Annotated in this window: 19 protein-coding genes; 5 read left to right on the forward strand and 14 right to left on the reverse strand. The window is 35.3% G+C overall.

What is annotated here, in order from left to right; translation table 11 throughout:
- Positions 1 to 42 precede the first annotated feature (42 nt).
- The gene (locus DR980_RS09800) at positions 43 to 1083 is read left to right on the forward strand and encodes a PLP-dependent cysteine synthase family protein (protein ID WP_113635574.1); all 1041 of its coding nucleotides are present in this window, start codon (positions 43 to 45) and stop codon (positions 1081 to 1083) included.
- An 83-nt stretch (positions 1084 to 1166) separates the two neighbouring features.
- On the opposite strand, the gene DR980_RS09805 is transcribed toward DR980_RS09800, so the two are convergent.
- The 5 genes from DR980_RS09805 to gcvT all read right to left on the reverse strand — a co-directional run bounded on the left by DR980_RS09805 (position 1167) and on the right by gcvT (position 8647).
- Entirely contained in the window at positions 1167 to 3239 is a 2073-nt protein-coding gene (locus tag DR980_RS09805) for a hypothetical protein (RefSeq protein WP_113635576.1), read from the reverse strand.
- A 452-nt stretch (positions 3240 to 3691) separates the two neighbouring features.
- Complete coding sequence (locus DR980_RS09810; protein WP_113635578.1) at positions 3692 to 4405, reverse strand: YebC/PmpR family DNA-binding transcriptional regulator; 714 nt, start codon at positions 4403 to 4405, stop codon at positions 3692 to 3694.
- 61 nt (positions 4406 to 4466) lie between these two features.
- The gene (locus DR980_RS09815) at positions 4467 to 5501 is read right to left on the reverse strand and encodes an LIC11966 family surface protein (protein ID WP_113635580.1); all 1035 of its coding nucleotides are present in this window, start codon (positions 5499 to 5501) and stop codon (positions 4467 to 4469) included.
- A gap of 14 nt (positions 5502 to 5515) precedes the next feature.
- Entirely contained in the window at positions 5516 to 7558 is a 2043-nt protein-coding gene (locus tag DR980_RS09820) for a carboxy terminal-processing peptidase (protein WP_113635582.1), read from the reverse strand.
- Positions 7559 to 7564: 6 nt separating this feature from the next.
- The gene (gene gcvT / locus DR980_RS09825) at positions 7565 to 8647 is read right to left on the reverse strand and encodes a glycine cleavage system aminomethyltransferase GcvT (protein ID WP_113635584.1); all 1083 of its coding nucleotides are present in this window, start codon (positions 8645 to 8647) and stop codon (positions 7565 to 7567) included.
- Between the two features lie 303 nt (positions 8648 to 8950).
- Here gcvT and DR980_RS09830 point away from each other — a divergent pair, with 303 nt between their 5' ends.
- From DR980_RS09830 to DR980_RS09840, 3 genes are all read left to right on the forward strand, one after another.
- Positions 8951 to 9805: an NAD(P)H-hydrate dehydratase gene (locus DR980_RS09830; protein ID WP_113635586.1), complete on the forward strand. Its 855-nt coding sequence runs from the start codon at positions 8951 to 8953 to the stop codon at positions 9803 to 9805.
- A gap of 77 nt (positions 9806 to 9882) precedes the next feature.
- The gene (locus tag DR980_RS09835) at positions 9883 to 10677 is read left to right on the forward strand and encodes a HipA family kinase (RefSeq protein WP_113635588.1); all 795 of its coding nucleotides are present in this window, start codon (positions 9883 to 9885) and stop codon (positions 10675 to 10677) included.
- Positions 10655 to 11038: a DUF3037 domain-containing protein gene (locus DR980_RS09840; RefSeq protein WP_113635590.1), complete on the forward strand. Its 384-nt coding sequence runs from the start codon at positions 10655 to 10657 to the stop codon at positions 11036 to 11038. The genes DR980_RS09835 and DR980_RS09840 overlap by 23 nt, the downstream gene beginning before the upstream one ends.
- Positions 11039 to 11116: 78 nt before the next feature.
- Here the strand turns inward: DR980_RS09840 and DR980_RS09845 are convergent, their stop codons facing one another.
- From DR980_RS09845 to DR980_RS09865, 4 genes are all read right to left on the reverse strand, one after another.
- On the reverse strand, positions 11117 to 12307 hold the full coding sequence (locus DR980_RS09845; RefSeq protein WP_113635592.1) for a BaiN/RdsA family NAD(P)/FAD-dependent oxidoreductase: 1191 nt from the start codon (positions 12305 to 12307) through the stop codon (positions 11117 to 11119).
- A 133-nt stretch (positions 12308 to 12440) separates the two neighbouring features.
- Positions 12441 to 13970 carry a S10 family peptidase gene (locus DR980_RS09850; protein WP_113635733.1) on the reverse strand — a complete coding sequence of 510 codons (1530 nt, stop codon included), beginning with the start codon at positions 13968 to 13970 and terminating at the stop codon, positions 12441 to 12443.
- A gap of 282 nt (positions 13971 to 14252) precedes the next feature.
- Positions 14253 to 14756, reverse strand: coding sequence for an SRPBCC family protein (locus tag DR980_RS09860; RefSeq protein ID WP_113635597.1), 504 nt, complete (start codon positions 14754 to 14756; stop codon positions 14253 to 14255).
- Positions 14757 to 15111: 355 nt separating this feature from the next.
- Complete coding sequence (locus DR980_RS09865) at positions 15112 to 15621, reverse strand: GNAT family N-acetyltransferase (protein ID WP_113635599.1); 510 nt, start codon at positions 15619 to 15621, stop codon at positions 15112 to 15114.
- A gap of 243 nt (positions 15622 to 15864) precedes the next feature.
- Here DR980_RS09865 and DR980_RS09870 point away from each other — a divergent pair, with 243 nt between their 5' ends.
- Positions 15865 to 16404, forward strand: a complete 540-nt coding sequence (locus DR980_RS09870; protein WP_113635601.1) for a lipid-binding SYLF domain-containing protein — start codon at positions 15865 to 15867, stop codon at positions 16402 to 16404.
- 62 nt (positions 16405 to 16466) lie between these two features.
- Here DR980_RS09870 and DR980_RS09875 read toward each other — a convergent pair whose 3' ends face one another.
- From DR980_RS09875 to thrA, 5 genes are all read right to left on the reverse strand, one after another.
- On the reverse strand, positions 16467 to 16958 hold the full coding sequence (locus DR980_RS09875; protein ID WP_113635603.1) for a hypothetical protein: 492 nt from the start codon (positions 16956 to 16958) through the stop codon (positions 16467 to 16469).
- Positions 16959 to 17347: 389 nt separating this feature from the next.
- The gene (locus DR980_RS09880; protein ID WP_113635605.1) at positions 17348 to 18301 is read right to left on the reverse strand and encodes a hypothetical protein; all 954 of its coding nucleotides are present in this window, start codon (positions 18299 to 18301) and stop codon (positions 17348 to 17350) included.
- 238 nt (positions 18302 to 18539) lie between these two features.
- Positions 18540 to 19829 carry a threonine synthase gene (gene thrC, locus DR980_RS09885; RefSeq protein ID WP_113635606.1) on the reverse strand — a complete coding sequence of 430 codons (1290 nt, stop codon included), beginning with the start codon at positions 19827 to 19829 and terminating at the stop codon, positions 18540 to 18542.
- 126 nt (positions 19830 to 19955) lie between these two features.
- Complete coding sequence (locus DR980_RS09890; protein WP_113635608.1) at positions 19956 to 20882, reverse strand: homoserine kinase; 927 nt, start codon at positions 20880 to 20882, stop codon at positions 19956 to 19958.
- 84 nt (positions 20883 to 20966) lie between these two features.
- Positions 20967 to 23414, reverse strand: coding sequence for a bifunctional aspartate kinase/homoserine dehydrogenase I (thrA, locus tag DR980_RS09895; protein ID WP_113635610.1), 2448 nt, complete (start codon positions 23412 to 23414; stop codon positions 20967 to 20969).
- Between the last annotated feature and the right edge of the window lie 459 nt (positions 23415 to 23873).

The following is a 23873-nucleotide window of genomic DNA, read 5'->3' on the forward strand; positions in this document are numbered from 1 at the left end:
ATTCGTGTTTAATGTAAAATTGCCACGACTAACTATTTTTTTATGAAAAAAGAAATAACAGCTTATAATAATGTCTTAGAATTAATAGGTAATACTCCACTTATTAAGCTAAATAAAGTTACTGAAAATTTAGAAGGAAATTTTTACGCTAAAGTAGAAGCTTTTAATCCAGGACATTCCTCAAAAGATAGAATAGCATTATACATAATTGAAGAAGCTGAAAAGAAAGGTATTTTATCTCCGGGTGATACCATTATTGAAACCACTTCCGGTAATACGGGTTTCAGTTTAGCAATGGTCAGTATCATAAAAGGCTACAACTGCATTCTTGCTGTTAGTTCTAAATCATCTAAAGATAAAATAGACATGCTTCGCAGCTTAGGTGCTAAAGTGTATGTTTGTCCGGCACATGTTTCTGCTGATGATGAACGTTCTTATTATAACGTAGCCAAACGTTTGCACGAAGAAACGAAAGGTTCTGTTTATATCAATCAGTATTTCAATGAGTTGAATGTTGATGCACATTATAAGTCTACCGGTCCGGAAATTTGGAAACAAACTAACGGAGCAATTACACACTTAATTGCTTGTAGTGGAACTGGAGGAACTATTTCAGGTACTGCAAAATACTTAAAAGAACAGAATCCCAATATTAGAATTCTTGGAGTGGATGCTTTTGGTTCTGTATTGAAAAAATATCATGAAACCAGAGAATTTGATAATGATGAGATTTACCCATACAGAATAGAAGGTCTGGGAAAAAATTTGATTCCATCTGCAACGGATTTTGATATTATTGATAAGTTCATGAAAGTGACGGATGAGGAAAGCGCTCATGCTGCCCGAGAAATCACTAGAAAAGAAGGTTTATTTGTTGGATATACTTCAGGAGCAGTAATGCAAGCGATAAGACAATATGCAGAAGAAGGTGAATTTGATGCCAACAGTAATGTAATCGCAATTTTTCCTGATCACGGTTCTCGTTACATGAGTAAAGTATTTAGCGATGATTGGATGAACGAACAAGGTTTCTTTGACAGCATCAACGAAGAAGAAGTTCAAAAAATTGAAATGATAAAATAAGTTAAAAATTATAAATGAAAAAGTCCCATCTGCTTTTGCGAATGGGACTTTTTTATTGAGTTTATATAAGAACACTTTTTTATTTAATCCAATAATTCAGGATTATTAAGTATCAATTCAATTTTTTTAATAGTGATTGTGATCTGACTCATTTGCAGTTCTATGTTTCTAAAAAAGAGGCTAATATCTCTATTGACCCAACTTTCAGAAATAACTCTTGCACCCAAACTAATTCTTAAAATAGCACTTTCAATTTCAGTAGTATATTTTACATTAACTGCTTGACCAATATGACATTTTTGGGCAGCAAGTCGAATGATTTCTAAAGAAGAACCTTCAAACTGATCAGATAAATCAGAATTTAATAAAGTGTATAATTTCTTTACTTTATCAACAGATAATACTTCATTGTTTTTAAAAATAAAGAAAGGAAAAATAGTACGGATATTTCTTATTCCAAATTCTTTACTGCTGTAGCTCTTGGTTTTTGTTTCGTCCCCATAAATAGGCTGTAAAAAAGTAGCTTCTTTTATGGAGTCATCCACAAAATTGCAAAACATCTCAATACCCATATTTCGATATAAAATAGGTGTTTTGTAATACCTGTCCATTTCAACCACGGCAGCGTTCCAGCGCATATAAGAACCATAGTTGTAGCCGTCAGATAATTCATTGGAACAAAACCAGGAAGTCGGCCAATCAGAACGATTATAATATTGGGTTAAACCTTTGGGTAATGTGTTTTTTACAGATTGAATTAATTTATTGACATTTTTAGGTAAAATTAATGCACCGCAGTATGGAGGGCCAGTGAAGAATTTACTCCCTGTTATGGTGACAATATATCCTTTATTTAAATAATTTTGTATGTCTTTTGGATCTAATCTTAGCTGTGAGCCATCTACAATTATTTGAATTGATAAATCTTCAAGTGTATTTAGTTTTTTAATAAATTCGTCGCTGGGAGATTGATATCCTAGTTTTGATTGGTCCATAGTATGTAACACTATATGCCTGCCTTGATTTTTGGTCTTTATAACGGCATCAAATACTTCCTGATCTAATTGATTAGAAGATTTTAATGCTCCATTTTGATCTCTAAAAGGAATTTGTATTAAATCAACATCTCTAAAACCTTCTATTTTAGTGTCTTTTTTAATTGGATGATTTAAAGCAGTAGTGTTTTCAAAATGACACCCTTTTAAGGCCGCCGCCACACCGCTACCAGTTTCATCAGAAGCAACGAGAATATGTGTAATTTCTTTGTCGGAAATAATTTGCGTTATGGCTGCTATTTGAAGAGAAGAATCAGTACCTGACGGTGAAAAAATTATTTCACATTCCTCATTTAATTTAAATATGTGTCTAAGGTTGTTTTTTAGCAATTCAGAAAACTCGATTGTAGTATCTTGAAAACCTTTTTTTAGGCTATTTCTAATCAATATACTTCTTACTTTATCTGTTTTATCAAAAGCAAAATTAGAAACGCTCGACGCCGTAGAAGAAGCAAAAGTAAATGCATCAGGTCTTGGGAATGGGCGACATCCGTATTTGTTTAGTAAATGAATTTCGTCGATATTCAATCGAAGATCACCACCAGACATCAACATATATTCTGTAGGTTTTGCAAGATTTTCGACAATAGGTTTCCAAGATTCTTTGAGTTCAGTGTTAGAATTTTTTAAACCATGAAAAGATTGAAGCTCTTCATTTATCAGTGAAGATTCAGCATTTAGATGGATGTCATTTTTGATTAAATTAATTAGAACATAATCAAGATTTTCTAATTTTTCTTTATCATCTTTTGGCAGTAAATTATAAAATATTCTGATTACTTCAAGAGCTGCAATATCACATAAAACAACATCTTTTTTCTCGGCGTTCAAAGCTTTGTACCATAGCTGCCATTCGATTCCATATCTTAAATAGACTAAAGCTAAAATAGGTTTGTTCAAAAAAGAGGAACCAATTATAATTGATTTATTAGGTACAATTTTGAAAATAGTAGGCTCACTGGTTGAAGTGATAATGTTAATGTTATTTATCTTTGGTACGGTATTGAATCTTTTTAAAATGCGAACTAAATAGTCTACATTTTCTTTTTCAAATAAACTGGTTCTTTTATATTGATTTTCAATTAGAATATTGTTTGTCATATATGTTATAATTTTAAGCGTTCCTTAGAACGATATTCTGTATTGGGAATAATTTGCTTTCTACTAAACTCATTCAATCAAGAATCATCTTTTGGAGAAAATTTTCACAAAAAATAATTGTGTTTCTAATGGTTTTATGTTTCGCTTGTTTTTGAGGCGTTGCATTTCGCAAAAGTTAGCAAAGATAAGAAACTTGGTAGCAGTAAAAAAGATATTAAAAAATACTCGTTTGCTAAATCCTTTGTTTTTAGTTAAAGTCTATTATTTAAAAGGTATTCATACAGTAATTTGAATGCAAAAGCTGATTAAAAATTGTTTTGAAATACTATTGATTTTTTTCTTGAAAACTTCAGAAAAAGTGAAATGGCAGAAGTTATATAGTTAGATCATAAATTGTGAAACAAAAAAAACTCCAGCCAAAGCTAGAGTTTTACGTATAATTGTAACGAATTTTAAGCTTCTTCCATCGTGTGATACACGTTCATTACGTCATCATCTTCCTCCAGTTTTTCAATTAGCTTTTCGATGTCAGCCATTTCTGCTTCCGATAATTTCTTTGTAATCTGTGGAATTCTTTCAAATCCAGAAGAAAGAATTTCCAATCCTCTGTTTTCTAATTCTTTCTGGATGGTTCCAAAACTTCCAAAAGGAGCATAAATCAAGATACCGTCTTCATCTTCAAAAACTTCCTCAGCACCGAAATCGATTAATTCTAACTCCAGTTCTTCAGGATCAATTCCGTTTGCAGGAATTCTAAAGTTGCAGGTGTGATCAAACATAAATTCTACAGAACCTTGAGTTCCCATAGTTCCGTTGCATTTGTTGAAGTAACTTCTAACATTAGCTACCGTTCTGTTATTATTATCAGTTGCAGTTTCCACTAGAATTGCGATTCCATGAGGCGCATATCCTTCAAATAAAACTTCTTTATAATTGGCTGTGTCTTTGTCAGTTGCTTTTTTTATGGCGCGTTCCACATTTTCTTTAGGCATATTTACTGCCTTAGAGTTCTGGATAACAGCTCTTAATCTGGAGTTGGCATCAGGATTTGGTCCGCCTTCCTTTACAGCCATTACAATATCTTTTCCAATTCTGGTAAATGCTTTGGCCATTGCTGACCAACGTTTCATTTTTCTTCCTTTTCTAAACTCAAACGCTCTTCCCATTTCTATTTCTTATTTTGAACTGCAAAAATACAGTTATTAGTTATTTTTTCAAATATTTTTGTTAATCAATTGGAACGTGTTTCGAAATAAAATTTGTTCCTGTCGCATTCCAGTTATTGATTGCATTGGAGCGCTCAGTATTGAACTTTGTATTCAGTTTGTTGTAAGTTCCAACTTCTTTATTCAAAGCATTTACAAGCGAATTAAAATTATCAATTTCTGCTTTAGATCTTGCATTCGCTGCTTTGTCGTCCATAATCTTTTTGCTTTCCTGAAATTTTTGGTTCAACATCATAAAAGCAACAACTCCAGGTGCAAATTCTAACGCTTCTTTTTTACTGAATTCCAATACTTTTTTGGTAGCATTTACAAGCATTAAGTCATTTTTATAAGGTTGAAATGTCTTTAGTTTTTCTAAACCTTCATTCGAATACTGTTCCAGTGCATTGCTGTTTTGTTGAATTGCGTTCAAATTGTTATCAGTAATCGCTTTCATCAATACTGACTCTGTGAAATTCACTTTGAAAAAGATCAGGTATAATTGAGTATGATTTTCGAAAACTTCATTGGATATTTTCATTTTCTTGCCCAATTCACTTTTATCCTCCCCAATTTGAATCCCATATTTGGTAGCAAATATTTTTTGGTTGGCATTCAATTTATCGACTTCCTCATTGATTTTAGCATTCACTAAATCTCTGGCCATAATATATGCTTCCATAAAGTCATAGGATTGTTCTGCAACTTCCTGCATGTTTATTATTTTGTCATATTCCTGATTGATTTGCTTTTCAGAAATTGCCAGATAGGCTAGAAGTTGATTTCTATATTCCACATCACCTTTGTAGCCGTCTTTAAGGGCTTCTATTTTTTTAGCTGCGGTTTGTATGCTTTTGACTAATGTTTTTCGAGTAACATCTATTTTTCGGGCATTCTTGCTGTGTGCCACTGCCGAAGTGTACTTCCAAGTTGTTCGGGCAATAATATCGGTTTCCTTACTGATATAATTCAAATAATCTACAGGCGTTTTGAATTCCTGAGCATTAGTAAAAGTTGTAATAAGCAAAAGTAAGAGCAAGGTAAAGGTTGGTTTCATATTTTAGAATTGGTTTATTTGGTTATAGTGTTGTAATCATTCAGTATTGCAATTGCTTCTTCCAGATAAGGACTGTTTTTTAAATTTTTGAGTTTATACGCATTGCTTTCCTGCTGAAAAGTGTCAAATTTTAAATTTTCTACATCATACGAAGTATTGGAAAGAGTAAAATCACTTTCACTTTCTACTATTTTTTTAACTTTTTCCCAAAGGGAATCAATTTCATGTACATCGTCAAACACATCTTTAAAAACTAATCGTGTTGGTTTTTTAGGATTGTTATAAAGTGCATTAATCTGTTCATTTGCTGTATTAATTTCATTAAAACGAACATTTGCTTTTACTCTTGTTTGGCTTAATGCTGTTAGTTGTGGGAAATAAGTTCGTGGCAACGGACTGAATCTCGCTTTGGTAGTAATGATGTCATTTTTTAAAGCCGTTTTGTAACTGTCTTCACGAGAAGTAATACTGTCAAATAAAATCGGTAGCGCAATATCTGGTATAATTCCTTGCATTTGATGGCTTTTACCGGAAACTCTGTAGAATTTTTCAATAGTTACCTTCACAAAATCCTGTTGTTTTTTTTCGTCCAAAGGCAAAATAGCCTGCATTGTAGCTTTTCCTAATGAGGTGCTCCCGATTATTATTCCGCGGTTGTAATCTTGGATAGCTGCTGCAAAAAATTCGCTTGCTGAAGCAGAATTCCCATTTATCAGCACTACCAAAGGACCATTGTAAACGCTGCCGCGATTAAAATCTTTCAAGATAGTTTGCTGGTCTTTGCTGTCGACTAAAACGGATAAAGGACCGATGTCGATAAACATTCCGGCTAATTTAATCGCTTCCTGTATAGCGCCACCACCATTATTCTGGAGGTCAATCACTAATCCTTTGATGTTGTCTTTTTGAAGTTTTACAATTTCTTTGGCAACATCATCAGCGCATCCTTGAACGGAATTTCCATCAAAATCCGAATAAAAACTGGGGATATTGATATAACCAATTTTAGCTTTTTTTTCGGCAATAAAACTATAGACGACATTATCCGTTGCTTTCATCACTTGCTTTCTAAGAAATACAGTCATGACAGCTCCATTTTTTTTCTGAATGGTTAATTCTATGTCTGTATTGGAATCTAAAAAAATCAATTCTCCAATTTTTTCAATAGAAGAACAGGAAACGGTATAGCTGATTCCTTTGGTATTGGAAACGGCTAGAATGATGTCATCTTTTTCAAACTTACCAGTTTTTGCAGCGGGACCGCCCGGAACTATTTCTTGCACAACGATTTCTTCTTTCTCATTAAAACCTACATTCAGCCCTAATGATAACGTGCTGGTGGACAAACCCGACATGAAGCTGGATTTTGCAGCTAAAGAAAAATAATTAGAATGCGGGTCAAAATAAGTACAAAACAAATTCAAAAAAGTGTTGTGTAAATCACTTTCTATTCGGCCTTTAATGTCCAAAATACTGTTTACCTGACACAAATTAGCATCAAATAACTTTATTTTAGTTGTTTTTTCGAGAGTGGCAAAATTTTGATTTAATGAATCTAAATTTGAACTTAGTTTCGAAATATCTTCCAGGATATCATATCGAATTCTCTTTTTCCAAATACGTTCTAAATCTGTTGCAACTAAATCAAAAGGAAATTTTTTCTTCGAAAATTTGACTGAATCATTGGAAGTGTAATCAAATGGTTCTTTCTGTATTTTCTCTAAAACTTTCTTTTTTCTGTTCAAAGCCAAAGTGTAGACGGCGACAAAATCATTCATGAAAGAACAATTATTTTGCAATAGATAATTGTCAAGTTGCAATCTGTGTTTGCATAATTTGTCGTACTCAATCTTCGTGAATAAGTTTCGGTTCGAATCCAAAGCATCCAAAAAACCATCAAAAACAAAAACCGATAAACTGTCGTCTACCGGTTTAGGTTGATAATGTTCACGTTGTAATAACGCGTTTATTTTAGAAAGTGTTTCACAAGTTTTTGCGTCATTTTGACCAAAAAGTGAAAATGTAGTAAGCAAAAATGCTAGTGAAAGTTTCTTCATTTATTTTTATTTCTTGTAAAAAGGTAATTTTACCACTTTGGCAGGAACATCATTTTTACGGATTCGGATAAAGATATCGCTTTCCAAGGCACTATTTTCAACAGTTACATAACCCATTCCAATTCCTTTATTCATGGATGGCGACATCGTTCCCGAAGTTACAATCCCGATTACATTCCCTGAAGCATCTACAATCTCGTAATCGTGTCTTGGCACAGCACGTTCTTGCATTTCAAATGCGACTAATTTTTTAGTAACTCCAGCTTCTTTTTGTTTTTTTAGATTTTCAGAATTCGTAAATTCTTTTGTGAATTTTGTGATCCATCCCAATCCAGCTTCCAGTGGAGAAGTAGTGTCGTTGATGTCATTTCCGTACAAACAAAAACCCATTTCCAATCGCAACGTGTCACGAGCCGCAAGACCAATTGGCTTGATACCAAAAGCCGCACCCGCTTCAAAAACTTTATTCCAAATTTGTTCTACTTCTGAATTTTTACAATAAATCTCAAAACCTCCAGAACCCGTATATCCTGTAGCCGAAATAATTACGTTTTCGATACCGGCAAAATCTCCCACTTCAAAATGGTAATATGGAATCGCAGATAAATCTTTTGAAGTTAACGATTGCATTGCTTCAACCGCTTTTGGTCCTTGAATGGCCAATAATGAATAATCATCCGATAAGTTTTTCATCTCCACACCCAAATCATTTTGAGCCGAAATCCAATCCCAATCCTTGTCAATATTCGACGCATTTACGACTAATAAATACTGCTCGTCTTTCATTTTATAAACCAGCAAATCATCCACAATTCCACCATCATTGTTTGGCAAACAAGAATATTGTGCTTTTCCAATAGTCAAAGTCGAAGCATCATTTGAAGTGACTTTCTGAATCAATGCCAATGCATTTGGACCAGTAAGCAGAAATTCACCCATGTGAGAAACGTCAAAAACACCCACGGCATTGCGTACCGTTTCATGTTCCGCATTGACTCCTTCATATAAAATAGGCATATTGTATCCGGCAAACGGAAGCATTTTTGCTCCCAAACTCTCGTGTATGTGCGTAAGCGCAGTATTTTTCATTGTGTTTTTATATAAAATTTGAAGTCGCTAATTTATTGATTTTATTTCGGGTGACAAAGGCGGAGCCTAGCAAAGTTTCAAGATTCAAACGTTTTCGCAACAATCTGTACTGTAGGATTTATAATAAGTATTTTTAGGAGCTATTTCCTGCTATCCGCTTTATTCCCGCTTAACAAAAACTACGGCTAAAAAGCCTTCTTTTTCTAAAGCGGGAGATGCCGCTATTATCAGGGCTAGGAAATTTCGGTTCCATTAACGAATTTGTTTCCTATAAAATCCGTAATTTTAACCAAACAAATTTCCATGACAAATCCTATTTACATAGACCAAAAAGAAATCCTGAAACGTTACAAACAACCTGATAAACATACACACAAAGGCATTCAAGGACACGCTTTGATTATTGGCGGAAGTTATGGCAAAATAGGAGCAGTGAGTTTATCTTCCAAAGCTTGCTTAAAAACTGGTTGCGGATTAGTCACCGTTTTTATTCCAAAATGTGGGTACACAATTCTGCAAACTGCAATTCCCGAAGTTATAGTTCTTACAGATATTCAGGAGGAAATAATTTCTGATATTACTTTCGAAATTACACCACAGGCCATCGGAATTGGTCCGGGATTAGGTCAAGCCGTAGAAACCCAAAACGCATTGTATCAATTTTTGAAAACGAATAGAATTCCTTTAGTAGTAGATGCTGATGCATTGAATATCATCTCCAAAAACAAAAAATTACTAGCTTTACTACAACCCAAAACGATCATTACCCCACATCCCAAAGAACTGGAACGATTAATTGGAAAATGGGATTCTGAAGAGGAGAAAATGAGGAAAGCAATCTCTTTCTCTAAACAATATCAAGTTATAATCGTGATGAAAGGCGCGCCAACTCAAATCATCGATGGCGAAACTGTCTATCAAAATACCACTGGAAATGCTGCGCTTGCAACCGCAGGAACTGGCGATGTTTTGACGGGAATGATTACCAGTTTGTTGGCACAATCCTATGAACCTATAGCCGCTGCAATTCTTGGCGTGTATCTTCATGGTTTAACCGCTGATATTGCTTTACCGGAAACGGGCTATCAATCGTTCATCGCTTCAGATGTTATTGCGAATATTGGGAAAGCCTTTTTGTCTTTAGAAAAATTGGAGTAAATAACATTCTTAAATGAATTTTACACCACTTATTTGTAAGTTTGTATCCAAGCAAAATTGCTTTATCCAATTCGATTATGGAAAAAACACCCCATCTTAGAACCGTAAATGTTACGCGATACATCACTCCGCTGCGGGAAGGCGGTTCTTTGCCTGCGTTAGCTGAAGCCGATGATGATTTTAAATATGTATTGAAATTCAAAGGTGCCGGACACGGCGTAAAAGCCTTAATTGCCGAATTAATTGGCGGAGAAATAGCCCGTGTTTTAAACCTAAAAATGCCCGAACTCGTTTTTGCAAATCTCGACGAGGCTTTTGGACGGAGTGAAGCCGACGAAGAAATTCAGGACTTGCTTCAAGGCAGCCAAGGACTTAATTTAGCTTTGCATTATTTATCAGGAGCCATAAATTTTGATCCTGTTGTCACGTTGGTTGATCCAAAACTGGCCTCGCAAATTGTTTGGTTGGATGCTTTTATTACAAACGTGGACAGAACGTTTAGAAACACCAATATGTTAATTTGGCATAAAGAATTATGGCTGATTGATCACGGTGCCAGTTTTTATTTTCATCATTCTTGGACCAATTGGGAAAAGCATGCACAAAGCCCTTTTGCACTGATAAAAGACCATGTATTGTTGCCTCAGGCTTCTTTGTTGCCAGATACAGACGTAAATTTCAAAAAAATATTATCTGAGGATGTATTGCAAAATATCGTAAATCTGATTCCGGAAGTTTGGCTTAATTGGGAAGATACCGATGAAACTCCCGAAGCCATTCGGGAAGTCTATTTTCAGTTTTTAAGAACACGTTTGAACCATTCCGAAATTTTTATAAACGAAGCACAAAATGCAAGAAAAGCACTTATATGAGTATGCCATAATCCGTGTTGTGCCAAGGGTAGAACGCGAAGAATTCCTCAATGTGGGTATTATTCTTTTTTGTAAAAAAGCAAAGTTTATTAAGGTTTTATATTCTGTTAATGATTCCAAACTCCAACTTTTTGCAGATGATTTGGATGTGGAACAACTGCATTTAAATGTAGAAGCATTTGCAAAAGTGGCTCATGGCGAAAAATCTGGCGGACCCATAGCGCAATTTGATATTCCATCGCGTTTTCGTTGGTTGACAGCACTTCGCAGTTCTGCCATTCAAACCTCAAGACCACATCCGGGTTTGTGTGATGATTTGGAACAAACCACACAACGGTTATTTGAGGAAATGGTATTGTAAATAAATTTTAAAACTGTTGGAAAGTCATTTCTCAAAAACAAAATATTTTTTTGCAGACGACAATGGAATATTAAAAAATTAAGAAACCTTATTCAGGTGACGTGCAAGATGCATCCCCATACTAAAGCAAGCTTGCAGCAGATAACCGCCAGTGGGCGCATCCCAGTCCAGCATTTCACCGATACAATAATTACTTTTTTTGTTTTTTAGTTGAAAATTTTCATCCACAGCACTCAGTTGAATGCCTCCTGTTGTGGATATGGCATCGTTCAAAAGGCTAGTATCGGTAATTTCTATAGGTAGTTTTTTTATGTTTTGCGCCAATAACTCCGGATTCAAATAAGTTTCTTTAGAAAGGTATTTTTTTAAAAGTCCAATCTGTGCGGAACTCAATTTTACTTCTTTCTGTAATGTTTCGCTGGTCTTTTTAAAGGTTGATTTTTTAATCTTTTGAAGCAAATCATCATAAAGTAAGGTTGGTTTCATATCCAAGAAAACTGTCGCTTTTTGTTGGCTCTCCAATTCCTCCCGTATTTGCGGACTAAGCGCATAAATAGCATTTCCTTCTAAACCAAAACGTGTGATTACCGCTTCGCCTTTTTGCTTTTTATTCAAACAGCTAATCGCAATATTTTTAAGCGGACTGCCTTCATGTTCTAAAATAAAATCTTCCGGCCAATTCACACGATACGCACAATTTGAAGATTGAAAAGGAACTACAGGAATACTTTGCATTTCAAATAAATCTAGCCAAGAACCATCAGAACCGGTGACTTTCCAGCTGCCTCCGCCCATAGCAAAAATGGTATAGTCGGATTTTATAGTTGTATCGGTATTGAAAACAATATCTTTTTCATTTGTCCAACCTTTCCAAGTGTGTTGGTATTCAATCGCAACACCTTGCTTATTTAGAACATTTAGAATTGCGTTGAGAACAGTTATGGGTTTGATACCACTTTCAGGATACACGCGTTTGCTACTGCCGATGTAGGTTGGAATACCAATCGAATCAATCCAATGTCTAAAGTCTTCATTATCAAAATCAAGTAATGCTTTTTCCAGAAAATGAGGCGGTGTATAGCGCGCAATCAATTCCCCAATGGGTTCCGAATGCGTTAGGTTAAATCCTCCTTTTCCGGCCACCAGAAATTTCCTCCCTAGTGTTTTATTTTTCTCGTAAACAGTAACCTTGAATTTATTACAATCCAATAATGCAGCAAGTATAAGTGCTGCGGGTCCTCCTCCAATAATTGAAACTGATTTTTTCACAGTACAAAAGTAGACTTTGTTTTACCCGTAAACGCCGATATGGATTTTTTATTAACCAATGTATTTCTAAAAAAACAAAAAAGTGCTGTCCAAAATCATTTTGAACAGCACTTTTATAAAAATTATACTAAAACTAATATTTTGCCGATTCTCCCGCTTTAGGCAAGGATTGTTTTATAAATTGTCTGATATCTTCATTGGCAGTTTCCAAATCTACTTTTCGCAAATACATCATGTGTCCACTTCTGTAGCCTTTCCAGGACATTCGGTCATTTAGTCTTCCGCTTGGATCCATTTGCCACATGTTGTATTTCGAATTGAAATAATCGCAGGCGCCGTCGTAATATCCGGATTGAACCATTACATGCAGATACGGATTTTGTGCCATCGCCTGACGCAGATTTTCCCCAGTCTTATCATTGGAATCGTCCCAAGGTCGCACAGAACCAAACATATTGTATTTAAAATCGGTTTTGTAATTCAAATTATTGCGCAAGTACATATTGATGGCTGGAGTAAAGGAGTGCAACCAAGAAGTAAGTTCCGCATTAAAATCAGGTCCGTCGCCAGCCGCTTTGCGGTCAATTCCTTTGTAGCGCGAATCTAATCTACCAACAGTAAAACCTTGATCTCGCAACAATTCTTTCCAGAAATAATCATATGGCACATCTAAATTATTTTGTAAAACCACTTTCTCAGAAAGACCGGAATAGCGCGCTATTTTAGCAGCAATTTCTTTTCTTTTTTGGTCGTCTAATGCGCCTCCTTTGCTCATTGCGGGAAGCAATTCATTGATGGTAAAGTCTTCCACTTCAGGCAACATGGTAGTTAAATCTTTATTTTGCAAATCAGAAGGCAGCATTTTGTGATACCAAGCCGTTGCTGCAAAATATGGCAGTTTCAGTGCGGCTTCAGAGGCGACTCCGCGAGTGATTCCCAGTTCAGTTGGTGAAACTAAAATAACGCCGTTCAGGTACATCCATTCGCTGTTTTGTAATTCTAGCGCCAGTCCGGAAACGCGTGTAGTACCGTAACTTTCACCAATCAAATATTTTGGTGAAGCCCAACGATTCGTTCTGGATACAAATCCATTAATCCAGTCGGCGAGGTATTTAATGTCGGCATTTACGCCAAAGAATTTAGTAGTTGGTATTTCTTTACTCGTAGCTCTTGAATATGCGGTATTGACCGGATTTACAAAAACAATATCGGCAACATCCAAAATCGAATATGGATTCTCCTTGATTCCATAAGGCTGTAACGGATATCCTTCATCGTCGATATTGATTAAACTTGGACCCGTATAGGCAATTTGCATCCAAACCGAAGCCGATCCTGGACCGCCATTAAAAGAAATTACCAAAGGGCGGGCGGCACGATCTTTTACATCGGAACGTTCGTAATACGTGTAAAATAAACCCGCAATTGCTTTTCCGTCTTCGTCCCAAACGGGCATCGTACCAGTTGTAGCTTTATAGGACACTTTTTGACCTTTGATAGTCGTAGCATGTTCCGTTACCACTTGCGAATCCGGATTGAAAATAAGATTTGCGGCTGAATTTTCTTCTTTTGGAGCGGCAGGTGTTGTAGCAGCTTTTTGTGGTTGGGCATGCAAAGCGGTAAAAAATCCAAGGAAGAGCAAGGATAGTATTGTTTTTTTCATAAAAGATTGGTTTGGGGCATTTTGATACCGTTTTTTGGATATAATTTTAACAGCACTAATATATTGCTTTTTAATAGAGTGGCAAAAAGTAGTAATCAGAATAGTAATTTCCAAAGTAGCAACCTTTTTTTGGCGTAACCCCAAAGCAGAAAATTCCCTTTTCTATTCCCGTATCTCCAACTTTGGGGTCGGGCTTTTGGCTGTATCCACGCTAAAAAGCGTGGGATGCCGCCGCAATCCCTTACGCGAGCTGCCAGAAGATTAAACGAAATTTTCTTATCGCTAGATCTTCTTTTCTTCAAATAACATTTCCAATTGTTCCAAACAAGCGGTAATGCCTTGTTCAAAGCCCATTTCAATCATGGTTTCAATCTCTTTTTCATCGGAATAAAACATCTTGAATTCGACCAAAGTCCCCGCATCAGTTGTGGTAAAAACAATTGTTCCTTTGGAAACCGGCAACGAAGTATTTACAGTTCCTTCTTCGTCACAAAAACTATCTTTAATTTCAAAACTTAAATGAGGTGTAATGGCTGTATAATCCATGCGTCCCCAATGTTTATCATTTTCAGGGCCCACCATGGCGTACAACCAATAACCTCCAACAGAAAAGTCCATCGATTTGGTTTCGGCTTTCCAGGGCTTTGGTGCCCACCATTGTTCTAATAATTCACTTTCGGTAAACGCACGCCAAACTTTTTCAACCGGCGCAGAAAATGTTCTGGAAACCAGAATTGATTTTTCTTCTAAATCTTTTACAACAAGAGTTTTGGGAGTAGTTGCCATTTTATTGAGATTTAAAATTGATACTTATAAAATATTGATTCAGTTGCTATTCCTTTGATGTATAAAAGAAAAACGAACTATTAAAGTTAGTTTATTTTATTTAAAAAAATACCAGTTGAATGCAATTATTCAAAATTTAGAATTCCGAAAAATGGATCAAAAATAAACACAAAGAAACATAGAAAAAAAGATAAGTATAGCCCAATGCTTGGGTTAACAAAGCTATGATTTACTACAAGTAAGTGAAACGCCTTCATAAAATATATGAAAACTATGAATCTATGTGTTTAAAAAAAACTTGAATTGAACCTATGAAGTTAATAAGTTTAATTATTTGAAAATCAATAAATAAAATTTATCTAATCTTTTTTTCTAAAACAATAAATTCCAAAGGCTCTTCCGTAATTGGAATATGAACATCGCTTGCGGGAAACGGTTCTTTTGCGCCAGTATCCTCATAACCGTTGCGTTTGTACCAAGCAATAAGTTCATCCCGAACGGAAATCACTGTCATAACAATTTTTGGTAATCCCAATGCTTGCGCATGAATTTCTGCCTGCTGCAATAATTTTTTTCCAACGCCACTGTTTTGCAATTCCGGGGAAACGGTCAGCATACCTAAATACAATTCCTTCTCTTTTTCAACCAATAAAACACAACCTATAATTTGGTCGTTGTCCGTAAATTTCAGAACCGTATTTTTTGGATTCAGAATCGTTTCTGATAATTCTTCCTCAGTCGTTCTAAGTCCATCTAAAATATTAGCCTCAGTAGTCCATCCTTTTTTAGAGGATTCCCCGCGATAGGCTGAATTAATCAAGGTATTTAATTGCGAAACGTTCTCTAGTGTTGCTTTTGTAATCATGTGAAGTAGTCTACGGTTTTGTGTTTTTCAAAGGTAGAAAAAACGAACTAACAATTACAGGTCCATTTCGTTCCTTTTTCGGTATAACTAGTTTTGTGATCAGCTTGTTTCTTTATTATTATCTAAACTTTTAATTTGGAAAAATACTAATTAAATAATTGATAATCAATATTTTGTATTTAATTAAATATTTTTTTTACCTTTAGATAAAGAAATAAATTCAACAATTTAATAGTTACAATTATGAAAAATTTAAATAGTATTTTGGTGATAATAATGGTTTGTGTATTAAACACAGCACCAATATTTGGGCAAACGACCGCCAAAAAGAATAAAATTATTGCCGATAGCGAAACCGCAAAATCCGAATTTATAAAAAGTGATCCTTTGATGAAGGCACTTTTTGATAAAGCGTACGGTTATGCCATATTTCCTAATGTGGGCAAAGGCGGACTTGGTATAGGCGGAGCAGCGGGTAATGGAGTGGTTTATGAACAAAACAAAAGAATTGGTATGGCCAAGTTATCGCAAGTGAGCATAGGATTTCAGGCTGGAGGACAAGCGTATCGAGAAGTGATATTTTTTGAATCCAAAAATGAAATGGACCGATTTAAAGAAAGCCGATTCGAGTTTTCCGCACAAGCTTCAGCGGTAGCAGTAACCGAAGGCGCTTCGGCAAATGTAAAATATACCAATGGCGTGATGGTTTTCACCATGCAGAAAGGCGGACTCATGTACGAGGAGTCAATTGGTGGACAGCAATTCAAGTTTAATAAATTGTGATACAACTAAAACGGCTGAGAAATTTCTCAGCCGTTTTGATTTTTAGAAGGTATTTTGAAATGCTATACTGATTTCTTTTTTGTATCGAATAAAATGTATTTTTTGAATACATATTTCCAAGGCACAAAGAGTATTGGTATTATAATTCCGGAGAACATATACGCCATTCCTTCGGCTGGCGAACCTTCAAGTGTACCTGCGGACCATAACGGATATGCCACGACGGCAAGCCAAAGGCCTTTATAAAAAATCATAAAAAGCATAATGGGTAACATGCGCAACGTATGGAATACGCCCAAAAGCGCCAGTGTGGAGTAAGCCGCCCAACAGCACCAAGCAACTGCTCTTGTTGGATCCCAATCCCCTTCATGAGTTAAAATAACGGTCCAAGAATCTGTGGCAACAAAAACAAACATTAATGCGAAAAACAACCGCATCACATAAATATTGATCCGGCGAACGCCTTCGTAGTTTTCGTAGTCCGGAAGAAAAATATTTTTGATTCGGAACTTGGTTTGTTTTTGCTCTGGTGACACTTGCTCTGTTGTGTTCATCGTTTTTCTGTTTGGTTTTTATAGTGCCAAGGTATAAAAAAAGCTAGATCCTTTTAAGTCAGTAGCTTATTTTGTTTTTTAGTATTGTTCTATAATTTAATTTGCTAGCGCGAGCGTCTCGCTCGTGACTATTACAATATAAATCATAGTATTTTATCTAAATCACTTTTTTTATACAATCGTTAGCACACTTTTGTAAACTGTGACCATTTCAATTTGCAACTAAAATCAGATCTAAATTATCTTTTAGCCTGTTTTGCAGTTGATGCTATGTAATTAGTTATATTTTTTACTAATTATCGCGGGTACAGTTTGCAAAACTGGGCTAACGATTTAGGTAAATTAGCGCAATCGGGTATCGTTATGTTTTATTTATGCTAACGAAGTTTTTATTTATTTCTCAATTCCATTAATTCTATAGGTTTGTATTTTTCGCAATATACTTCTAGACCAAACTTTATTATTAAAGCAATTATTGATGCTGCTATTAATTTTATTCCAATGCCAAGTGATGCTAAGCAAGTCGTAATAGCAATACTAATATAACCTTTTGATAAAACAGTACTCATTCCATTTTGAAACCAAACTTTATAGATTTCACTTTCTGGATTGCAAAGGGAATTGTAAGCAACCCGTTTGATCGATTGAAAAACAGTTTTACCTACCTCTGCATCTTTTATTTTCTGTTGAGGGCTAGGCAAAGCTAATCGTTCTGCTGAAGGTAATTGTTTTGTTGAGAATTCATGTACTTGAAAAAGTAGATATTTTGTGTTTTCAGGTACAGATTTACCAATTTGCTCAAAAATTTCGGATTCATTTTGCGAAGTTATTAGTCTAATAACTTCTGTCTCAAGTTCCTCATCACTAAAAGCTTCTATTCCAATTTCTTTAAGGGAGTATAAAGCAGTTTCTTCGTCAAATCTTTCGATAATTTCTGCTCTAAATTCTCGCCTTGTTCTTTCTGTTTTTATAAAAGAATAGTTTGTTAAGACTTCTTTTATCAATGGTTTTGCACTTTCAATATCTTTTTTTCTAAGATAACAAATTGCTAATAATGAAGTGGCTTCTAAATGTAATCTTGTATTTTTAGAAACAGAAGAACGATTCGAAATTAAACCACTAATTGAAAATTCTATTTGACCTAATTCTAATGTAAGTTCATATAAGCTATTTTTATTTTGAACAATTCTATTGAAATGTTTTGTAGGGCGTAATAACGTTTGAATATCTACAATCAAACTTTTTGCAGTTTCTAAATCTTTTCTTTTTATTGAATCTTTAAATTTAGGTTCTAAGATTTTTAATCTTTCTTTTTGTTTTTCACTTAATTTAATTCCTGTCATTGTTTTTAATGTGGTTTTAAAATGTTTTATATTCGTTTTGTGCTATGAACATAAGTATAAACTCTTAATTCATTTGACTTTGACATGTAAATAGAATATTTTATTATATCAAACGTAATAAATTTACTTACGGAAAACTAATTTAATAATGAAAAAAAAATCTGACGAATTCCTATAAAAAAAACCGACTAAAAATCACTTCTCAGTCGGTTTGTATTTAAAAATAAACATATAATTTTTACGCCAAAAAAGCTTTCAAATCCTCATACGTTTTAATTTTTACGCTTACTTTTTCCTTTCCTAATACGCTTTCAATTTGGGTTGGAATCGGCAGAGTTACGCTTAATGTTGGTTCAACCGTATCCAAAAACTTTATTGGGTGGGCAGTTTCTAAGAAAATACCAATTGCATTAGGGTGATTTTGTAATTCTTTTTTCAATCCTAAATAACCAACAGCTCCGTGCGGTTCTGCAATGTAACCGTCAGTATTGTAAATGGATTTCATGGCTTCTAAAGTCTGTGCATCAGAGAACGTAAACGAAGAAAAATCTTTTTTGAATTGCTCCAAATCATTATGATACATTTCCTGAATTCGGATAAAATTACTTGGATTCCCCACATCCATCGCATTCGAAATCGTAGCGATAGAAGGTTTTGCGTCGTAAATTCCGTTTTCTAAAAATCTCGGAACGGTATCATTCACATTCGTGGAAGCTACAAAATGTTCGATGGGCAATCCCATTTTTTTAGCAATAATTCCCGCGCAAATATTCCCAAAATTCCCACTTGGACAAGAGAAAACTAATGGTTTGTTCTGTTTTTTTAATGCTTTGTACGCAAAGAAGAAATAAAACATTTGCGGTAACCAGCGTGCAATATTTATCGAATTCGCCGAAGTCAGGTTTTTATGTTTTAAACTTTCGTCCAGAAATGCTTTCTTTACCATGTCCTGACAATCATCAAAAACGCCGTCCACTTCTAGCGCTTTAATATTTTGTCCTAAAGTCGTCAATTGTCGTTCTTGAATATCACTCACTTTCCCGGAAGGATAAAGGATGATCACTTCAACGCCTTTTACGCCAAGGAAACCACTGGCCACAGCTCCGCCCGTATCGCCGGAAGTCGCTACCAAGACTGTGTTTTTACTGTCGGCGTTATCTTTATTAAAATAACCTAAACAACGCGACATGAAACGCGCGCCTACGTCCTTGAAAGCCATCGTTGGGCCATGAAACAATTCAAGGGAATAAATGCCTTTTTCGACTTCGACCACAGGGAAATCAAAACATAAGGTTTCGGCAATGATTTGTTTTAAAGTGTCTGCCGGAATTTCGTCGCCCACAAATTGTTGAATCGCCTCAAAAGCAATTTCTTCGTTACTTAAATTTTCGATAGTGTCAAAAAAATCTATTGGTAATGGTGTGATTTTTTCCGGAAAATACAATCCTTTATCAGTTGCTAATCCTTGTATTACGGCTTCTTTAAAAGAAACCTGGGGTGCGTTATGGTTTAAACTGTAATATTTCATTGTGTTTAGTAATTGTAGAATCCTAACCCAACCCTCCCCAAAGGGAAGGGACAAGAAACTGGATTCAGAGTGTGTTGTTGTAATTTTAAAATCAATAATCGTATTCCTTTTATTCCCCCTTCGGGGTTAGGGGGATACTATTTTCATCCCCTCATCATTCACCTTAGAAACGTGAATTTCGTACGGTAAATTCATTTCGTCGTACACGGCGCTCATGGCTTTTGCGATTTTATCCGCGGTCTCCTTTCCTTTGCTCAAAGCAAAAATTGAAGGACCGGAACCCGAAATCCCAGAGCCTAAAGCGCCATTTTCATAGGCTGTTTTCTTGATTAAATCAAATCCGGGAATTAAAACACTTCGCAACGGTTCCACGATTTCATCATGCAACGAACGTCCTATTAAATCGTAATCTTTAGTGTATAATCCAGCGATTAATCCGCCCACATTTCCCCATTGCGTAATCGCACTCTTCAAGGAAACAGTTTGTTTCAATACGGAACGCGCATCGGAAGTTTTCAACTCAATTTGTGGATGAACCACGGTGGCGTACAATTCTGATGGACTTTCTATTTTGATAATGTCCAAAGGATTCGAACTTCTCACCAACGTAAAACCACCCAAAAGGGCAGGAGCAACGTTATCGGCATGGGCGTTTCCACTGGCTAGTTTTTCGCCTTGCATAGCAAATAAAACCAACTCTTTTCGGGTAAATGGTCGTCCCAGTAATTCATTAATTCCAAAAACAGCTCCGGCTGAACTTGCGGCACTGCTTCCAATTCCGCTTCCGGCTTTGATGTTTTTGTAGATTTCGATTTCGAATCCAAATTCGGTTTCTACCGCTTCCAACATCGCCAAAGCGGATACTCCGGCAACATTTTTTTCGGTTTCCAAAGGCAGGTCGGCACCCACAATTTTAGTGATGCGAATCCCTTTTACATCTGATTTCCGAATAATCATTTCGTCACCGGCAGTTTCTAAACACAGCCCAAGGACATCAAATCCGCAGGAAAGATTGGCGATTGTGGCGGGGCAAAATATTTTTATTTCGTTCATGTTGTTTTGTTTCAGGTTTAAAGTTTAAAGTTGTTGCCAGTTTTTGAACTTGAAACTCTAAACAAAGAAAACTTTAAACTATTTTTATATGTTTCCAATTCTAATCACATCAGCAAAAATTCCGGAAGCTGTAACTGCAGCTCCGGCGCCAGCACCTTTTATCAATAAAGGTTGGTCCACATAACGATCGGTGAAGAATAATACAATGTTGTCTTTTCCTTCTAAATTGTAAAACGGATGGTCTTTAGGGATGAATCTTAAACCAACATTTGCTTTTCCATTTTCGAATTGCGCTACGTATTTCAAACGAGATTCTTTACTCAACGCTTCATTATAAATAGTTTCAAAATGAGCTGCATGTGTTTGTAAGGATTCGAAAAACGCTTCGTTTGAAGTAGTATCCAAACATTCAGCAGGCATGAAAGATTCGTTTGTGATTTCATCGATTTCCATTTTGTAACCACTTTCACGAATCAAGATTAATATCTTTCTAGCAACGTCAATTCCGCTCAAATCTATCTTTGGATCCGGCTCTGTAAATCCTTGTACACCAGCTTCTTTAACGACATTATGAAAAGTGTTGTTTTCATCGAAATTATTAAAGATAAAGTTCAGACTTCCAGATAAAACGGCTTGAATTTTATTGATTTTATCGCCCGAAGCAACCAGATTTTTTACGGTATCGATGATTGGTAATCCAGCTCCCACATTCGTTTCAAAAAGAAAAGGAGCATTAAATTGTTGCGATAATTTTTTCAGTTTTTTATAATTATCATATTCGGAGGCGCAGGCAATTTTGTTGCAAGTCACTACGGCAATATTTCTTTTTAAAAACTGTTCGTAGGTTTTAGACACGCTTTCATTTGCAGTAATATCCACAAAAATACTGTTGCGTAAATTGAGTTGTTTTACATTATTAATAAACTGTTCTTTATCCGCAGGTTCTCCTGTTTCCAGTAAAAACTGCCATTCTTTTAATGAGATTCCATCTTCATCGAAATACATTTTTCGGGAATTAGACAATGCAATAACACGCAAGTTTATTTTTAGATTTTCTTTTAGGAATTTCTTTTGTTGGTGAATTTGCTCGATGAATTTTTCTCCCACATTTCCAACACCCATTACAAATAGGTTTAATTGTTTTGTATTTTCCTCGAAAAAGTTTTCGTGTAATGTATTTAATGCTTTTTTTACATCTCTTTCGTTGATTACTGCCGAAATATTTCTTTCGGAAGCACCTTGCGCAATCGCTCGGATGTTGACGTTGTTTTTACCTAAAGTGCTGAACATTCTTCCGCTCAAACCTTGATGATTTTTCATGTTTTCGCCCACCAAAGCAATGATGCACAGGTTTTTTTCAACGATACAAGGTTCTACTTTATTTTGTGAAATTTCTACTTCAAACGCTTTATTAATGGAATCTTCCGCCACATCAGCATCCGAATTTAGAATTCCGATACAAATAGAATGTTCGGATGAGGCTTGAGTAATGAAAATTACGTTAATGTTTTTATTGGACAATACTTCAAAAAGCCTTTTGGAAGAACCGGAAACACCAATCATTCCGGAGCCTTCAAGCGTAATCAATGTGATTGCATCAATGTGTGTGATTCCTTTTACAGGATTGGATTGTGCAAAAACCTGATTGGAAATATACGTTCCTTCAGCTGCTGGTTCAAAAGTATTTTTGATTAGAATTGGAATATTCTTTCTCAATACCGGTTGGATTGTTGGCGGATATAAAACTTTGGCACCAAAATGAGATAACTCCATCGCTTCTTGATACGAAATGTAAGCTATAGGTTGGGCTTGTTTTACAATTTTTGGATTGGCAGTAAACATTCCGTTGACGTCAGTCCAAATTTCCAAATCACTGGCGTCAAGAGCGCCTGCAAGAATAGCGGCAGTATAATCCGATCCTCCGCGTCCTAAAGTTGTGTTGATTCCGTCAAGCGAAGCAGCAATAAATCCGGGCATAACAACTACCTGATTTTCATTAGAAGCAAAAAAGTCTACAATTAATTCATTGGAAACATCAAAATTCACGACAGCTTTCCCAAAATGATTATTGGTTTTTATCAATTCACGGCTGTCTTTATAACTGCTGTTTTTTAGGTTTTGTTTTAAAGCTTCTGCGATGATATACGAAGACAACAATTCACCAAAACTCAAAATTGTATCCGAAGTTCTAGATGATAATTCACCCAAAAGATAACATCCATCCAATAAGGTTTCCAGGTGATTGACGATTCTTTTGATGTGGCTCAAAAGACTGCTTTGTTCGCTGACAGGAATTAGTTCTTTTAAGGCGTCTAAATGTTTTTTCTCGATTTCGGCAAGAATATCTTTGAAACTTTCATCTCCGGCAGCTGCTTTTTGCGAAGCAAGTTGAAGTAAATCAGTGATTTTGCTGAAAGCGGAAACGACAACAATTAATTTTTCTTCTCGTGCTTTATCGCTAACTATAGCTAAAACCAGTTTTATATTTTGTGCATTGGCAACGGAAGTTCCGCCAAATTTTAATACTTTCATATCAAGTTATTTTAATGTAATGATAAATCGCTATTTAGTTGTTGCAGACGATTTAATGGTGTGTGTTGTTTTTTTGAAAATGCAATGTTTATTATATACCCAAGAACTTTCTTTCTTCCGAAAAAAATATAATAATAGGATTATATGTTGAAAATTTACCCCAAAGGGGTAGTTGTAGTTGTTGTAGTAAACGTAACAGCAGTGCCAACCCAGATTTGAGTTGTTATCGAAGAGTGATATGTAGCTTTATTGTTTACCATTTTGATGTTCCAAAAGTACAGTTTTTTATAAAAAATAGCGCCTTTAATTGTGTTTTTGCGAATATTTGAAAATATCCGATGCTATTTGATGATTATGAAATATTGTGTGATTTATCAAGTCTATGATGAAGCTATTCGTAGAAATCAGCAAATTTTTCAAATTGCTTTAGCGCGCAAGTATCTTTTTTATTGAATTGAA

Origin of the sequence: Flavobacterium psychrolimnae (assembly GCF_003312425.1) — a bacterium.
GTDB classification, from domain to species: Bacteria; Bacteroidota; Bacteroidia; order Flavobacteriales; family Flavobacteriaceae; genus Flavobacterium; species Flavobacterium psychrolimnae.

Coding starts and splice junctions, on each gene's coding strand:
- DR980_RS09800 (WP_113635574.1), top strand. CDS start 43: ATGAAAAAAGAAATAACAGCTTATAATAATGTCTTAGAATTAATAGGT.
- DR980_RS09805 (WP_113635576.1), bottom strand. CDS start 3,239: ATGACAAACAATATTCTAATTGAAAATCAATATAAAAGAACCAGTTTA.
- DR980_RS09810 (WP_113635578.1), bottom strand. CDS start 4,405: ATGGGAAGAGCGTTTGAGTTTAGAAAAGGAAGAAAAATGAAACGTTGG.
- DR980_RS09815 (WP_113635580.1), bottom strand. CDS start 5,501: ATGAAACCAACCTTTACCTTGCTCTTACTTTTGCTTATTACAACTTTT.
- DR980_RS09820 (WP_113635582.1), bottom strand. CDS start 7,558: ATGAAGAAACTTTCACTAGCATTTTTGCTTACTACATTTTCACTTTTT.
- gcvT (WP_113635584.1), bottom strand. CDS start 8,647: ATGAAAAATACTGCGCTTACGCACATACACGAGAGTTTGGGAGCAAAA.
- DR980_RS09830 (WP_113635586.1), top strand. CDS start 8,951: ATGACAAATCCTATTTACATAGACCAAAAAGAAATCCTGAAACGTTAC.
- DR980_RS09835 (WP_113635588.1), top strand. CDS start 9,883: ATGGAAAAAACACCCCATCTTAGAACCGTAAATGTTACGCGATACATC.
- DR980_RS09840 (WP_113635590.1), top strand. CDS start 10,655: ATGCAAGAAAAGCACTTATATGAGTATGCCATAATCCGTGTTGTGCCA.
- DR980_RS09850 (WP_113635733.1), bottom strand. CDS start 13,970: ATGAAAAAAACAATACTATCCTTGCTCTTCCTTGGATTTTTTACCGCT.
- DR980_RS09860 (WP_113635597.1), bottom strand. CDS start 14,756: ATGGCAACTACTCCCAAAACTCTTGTTGTAAAAGATTTAGAAGAAAAA.
- DR980_RS09865 (WP_113635599.1), bottom strand. CDS start 15,621: ATGATTACAAAAGCAACACTAGAGAACGTTTCGCAATTAAATACCTTG.
- DR980_RS09870 (WP_113635601.1), top strand. CDS start 15,865: ATGAAAAATTTAAATAGTATTTTGGTGATAATAATGGTTTGTGTATTA.
- DR980_RS09875 (WP_113635603.1), bottom strand. CDS start 16,958: ATGAACACAACAGAGCAAGTGTCACCAGAGCAAAAACAAACCAAGTTC.
- DR980_RS09880 (WP_113635605.1), bottom strand. CDS start 18,301: ATGACAGGAATTAAATTAAGTGAAAAACAAAAAGAAAGATTAAAAATC.
- thrC (WP_113635606.1), bottom strand. CDS start 19,829: ATGAAATATTACAGTTTAAACCATAACGCACCCCAGGTTTCTTTTAAA.
- DR980_RS09890 (WP_113635608.1), bottom strand. CDS start 20,882: ATGAACGAAATAAAAATATTTTGCCCCGCCACAATCGCCAATCTTTCC.
- thrA (WP_113635610.1), bottom strand. CDS start 23,414: ATGAAAGTATTAAAATTTGGCGGAACTTCCGTTGCCAATGCACAAAAT.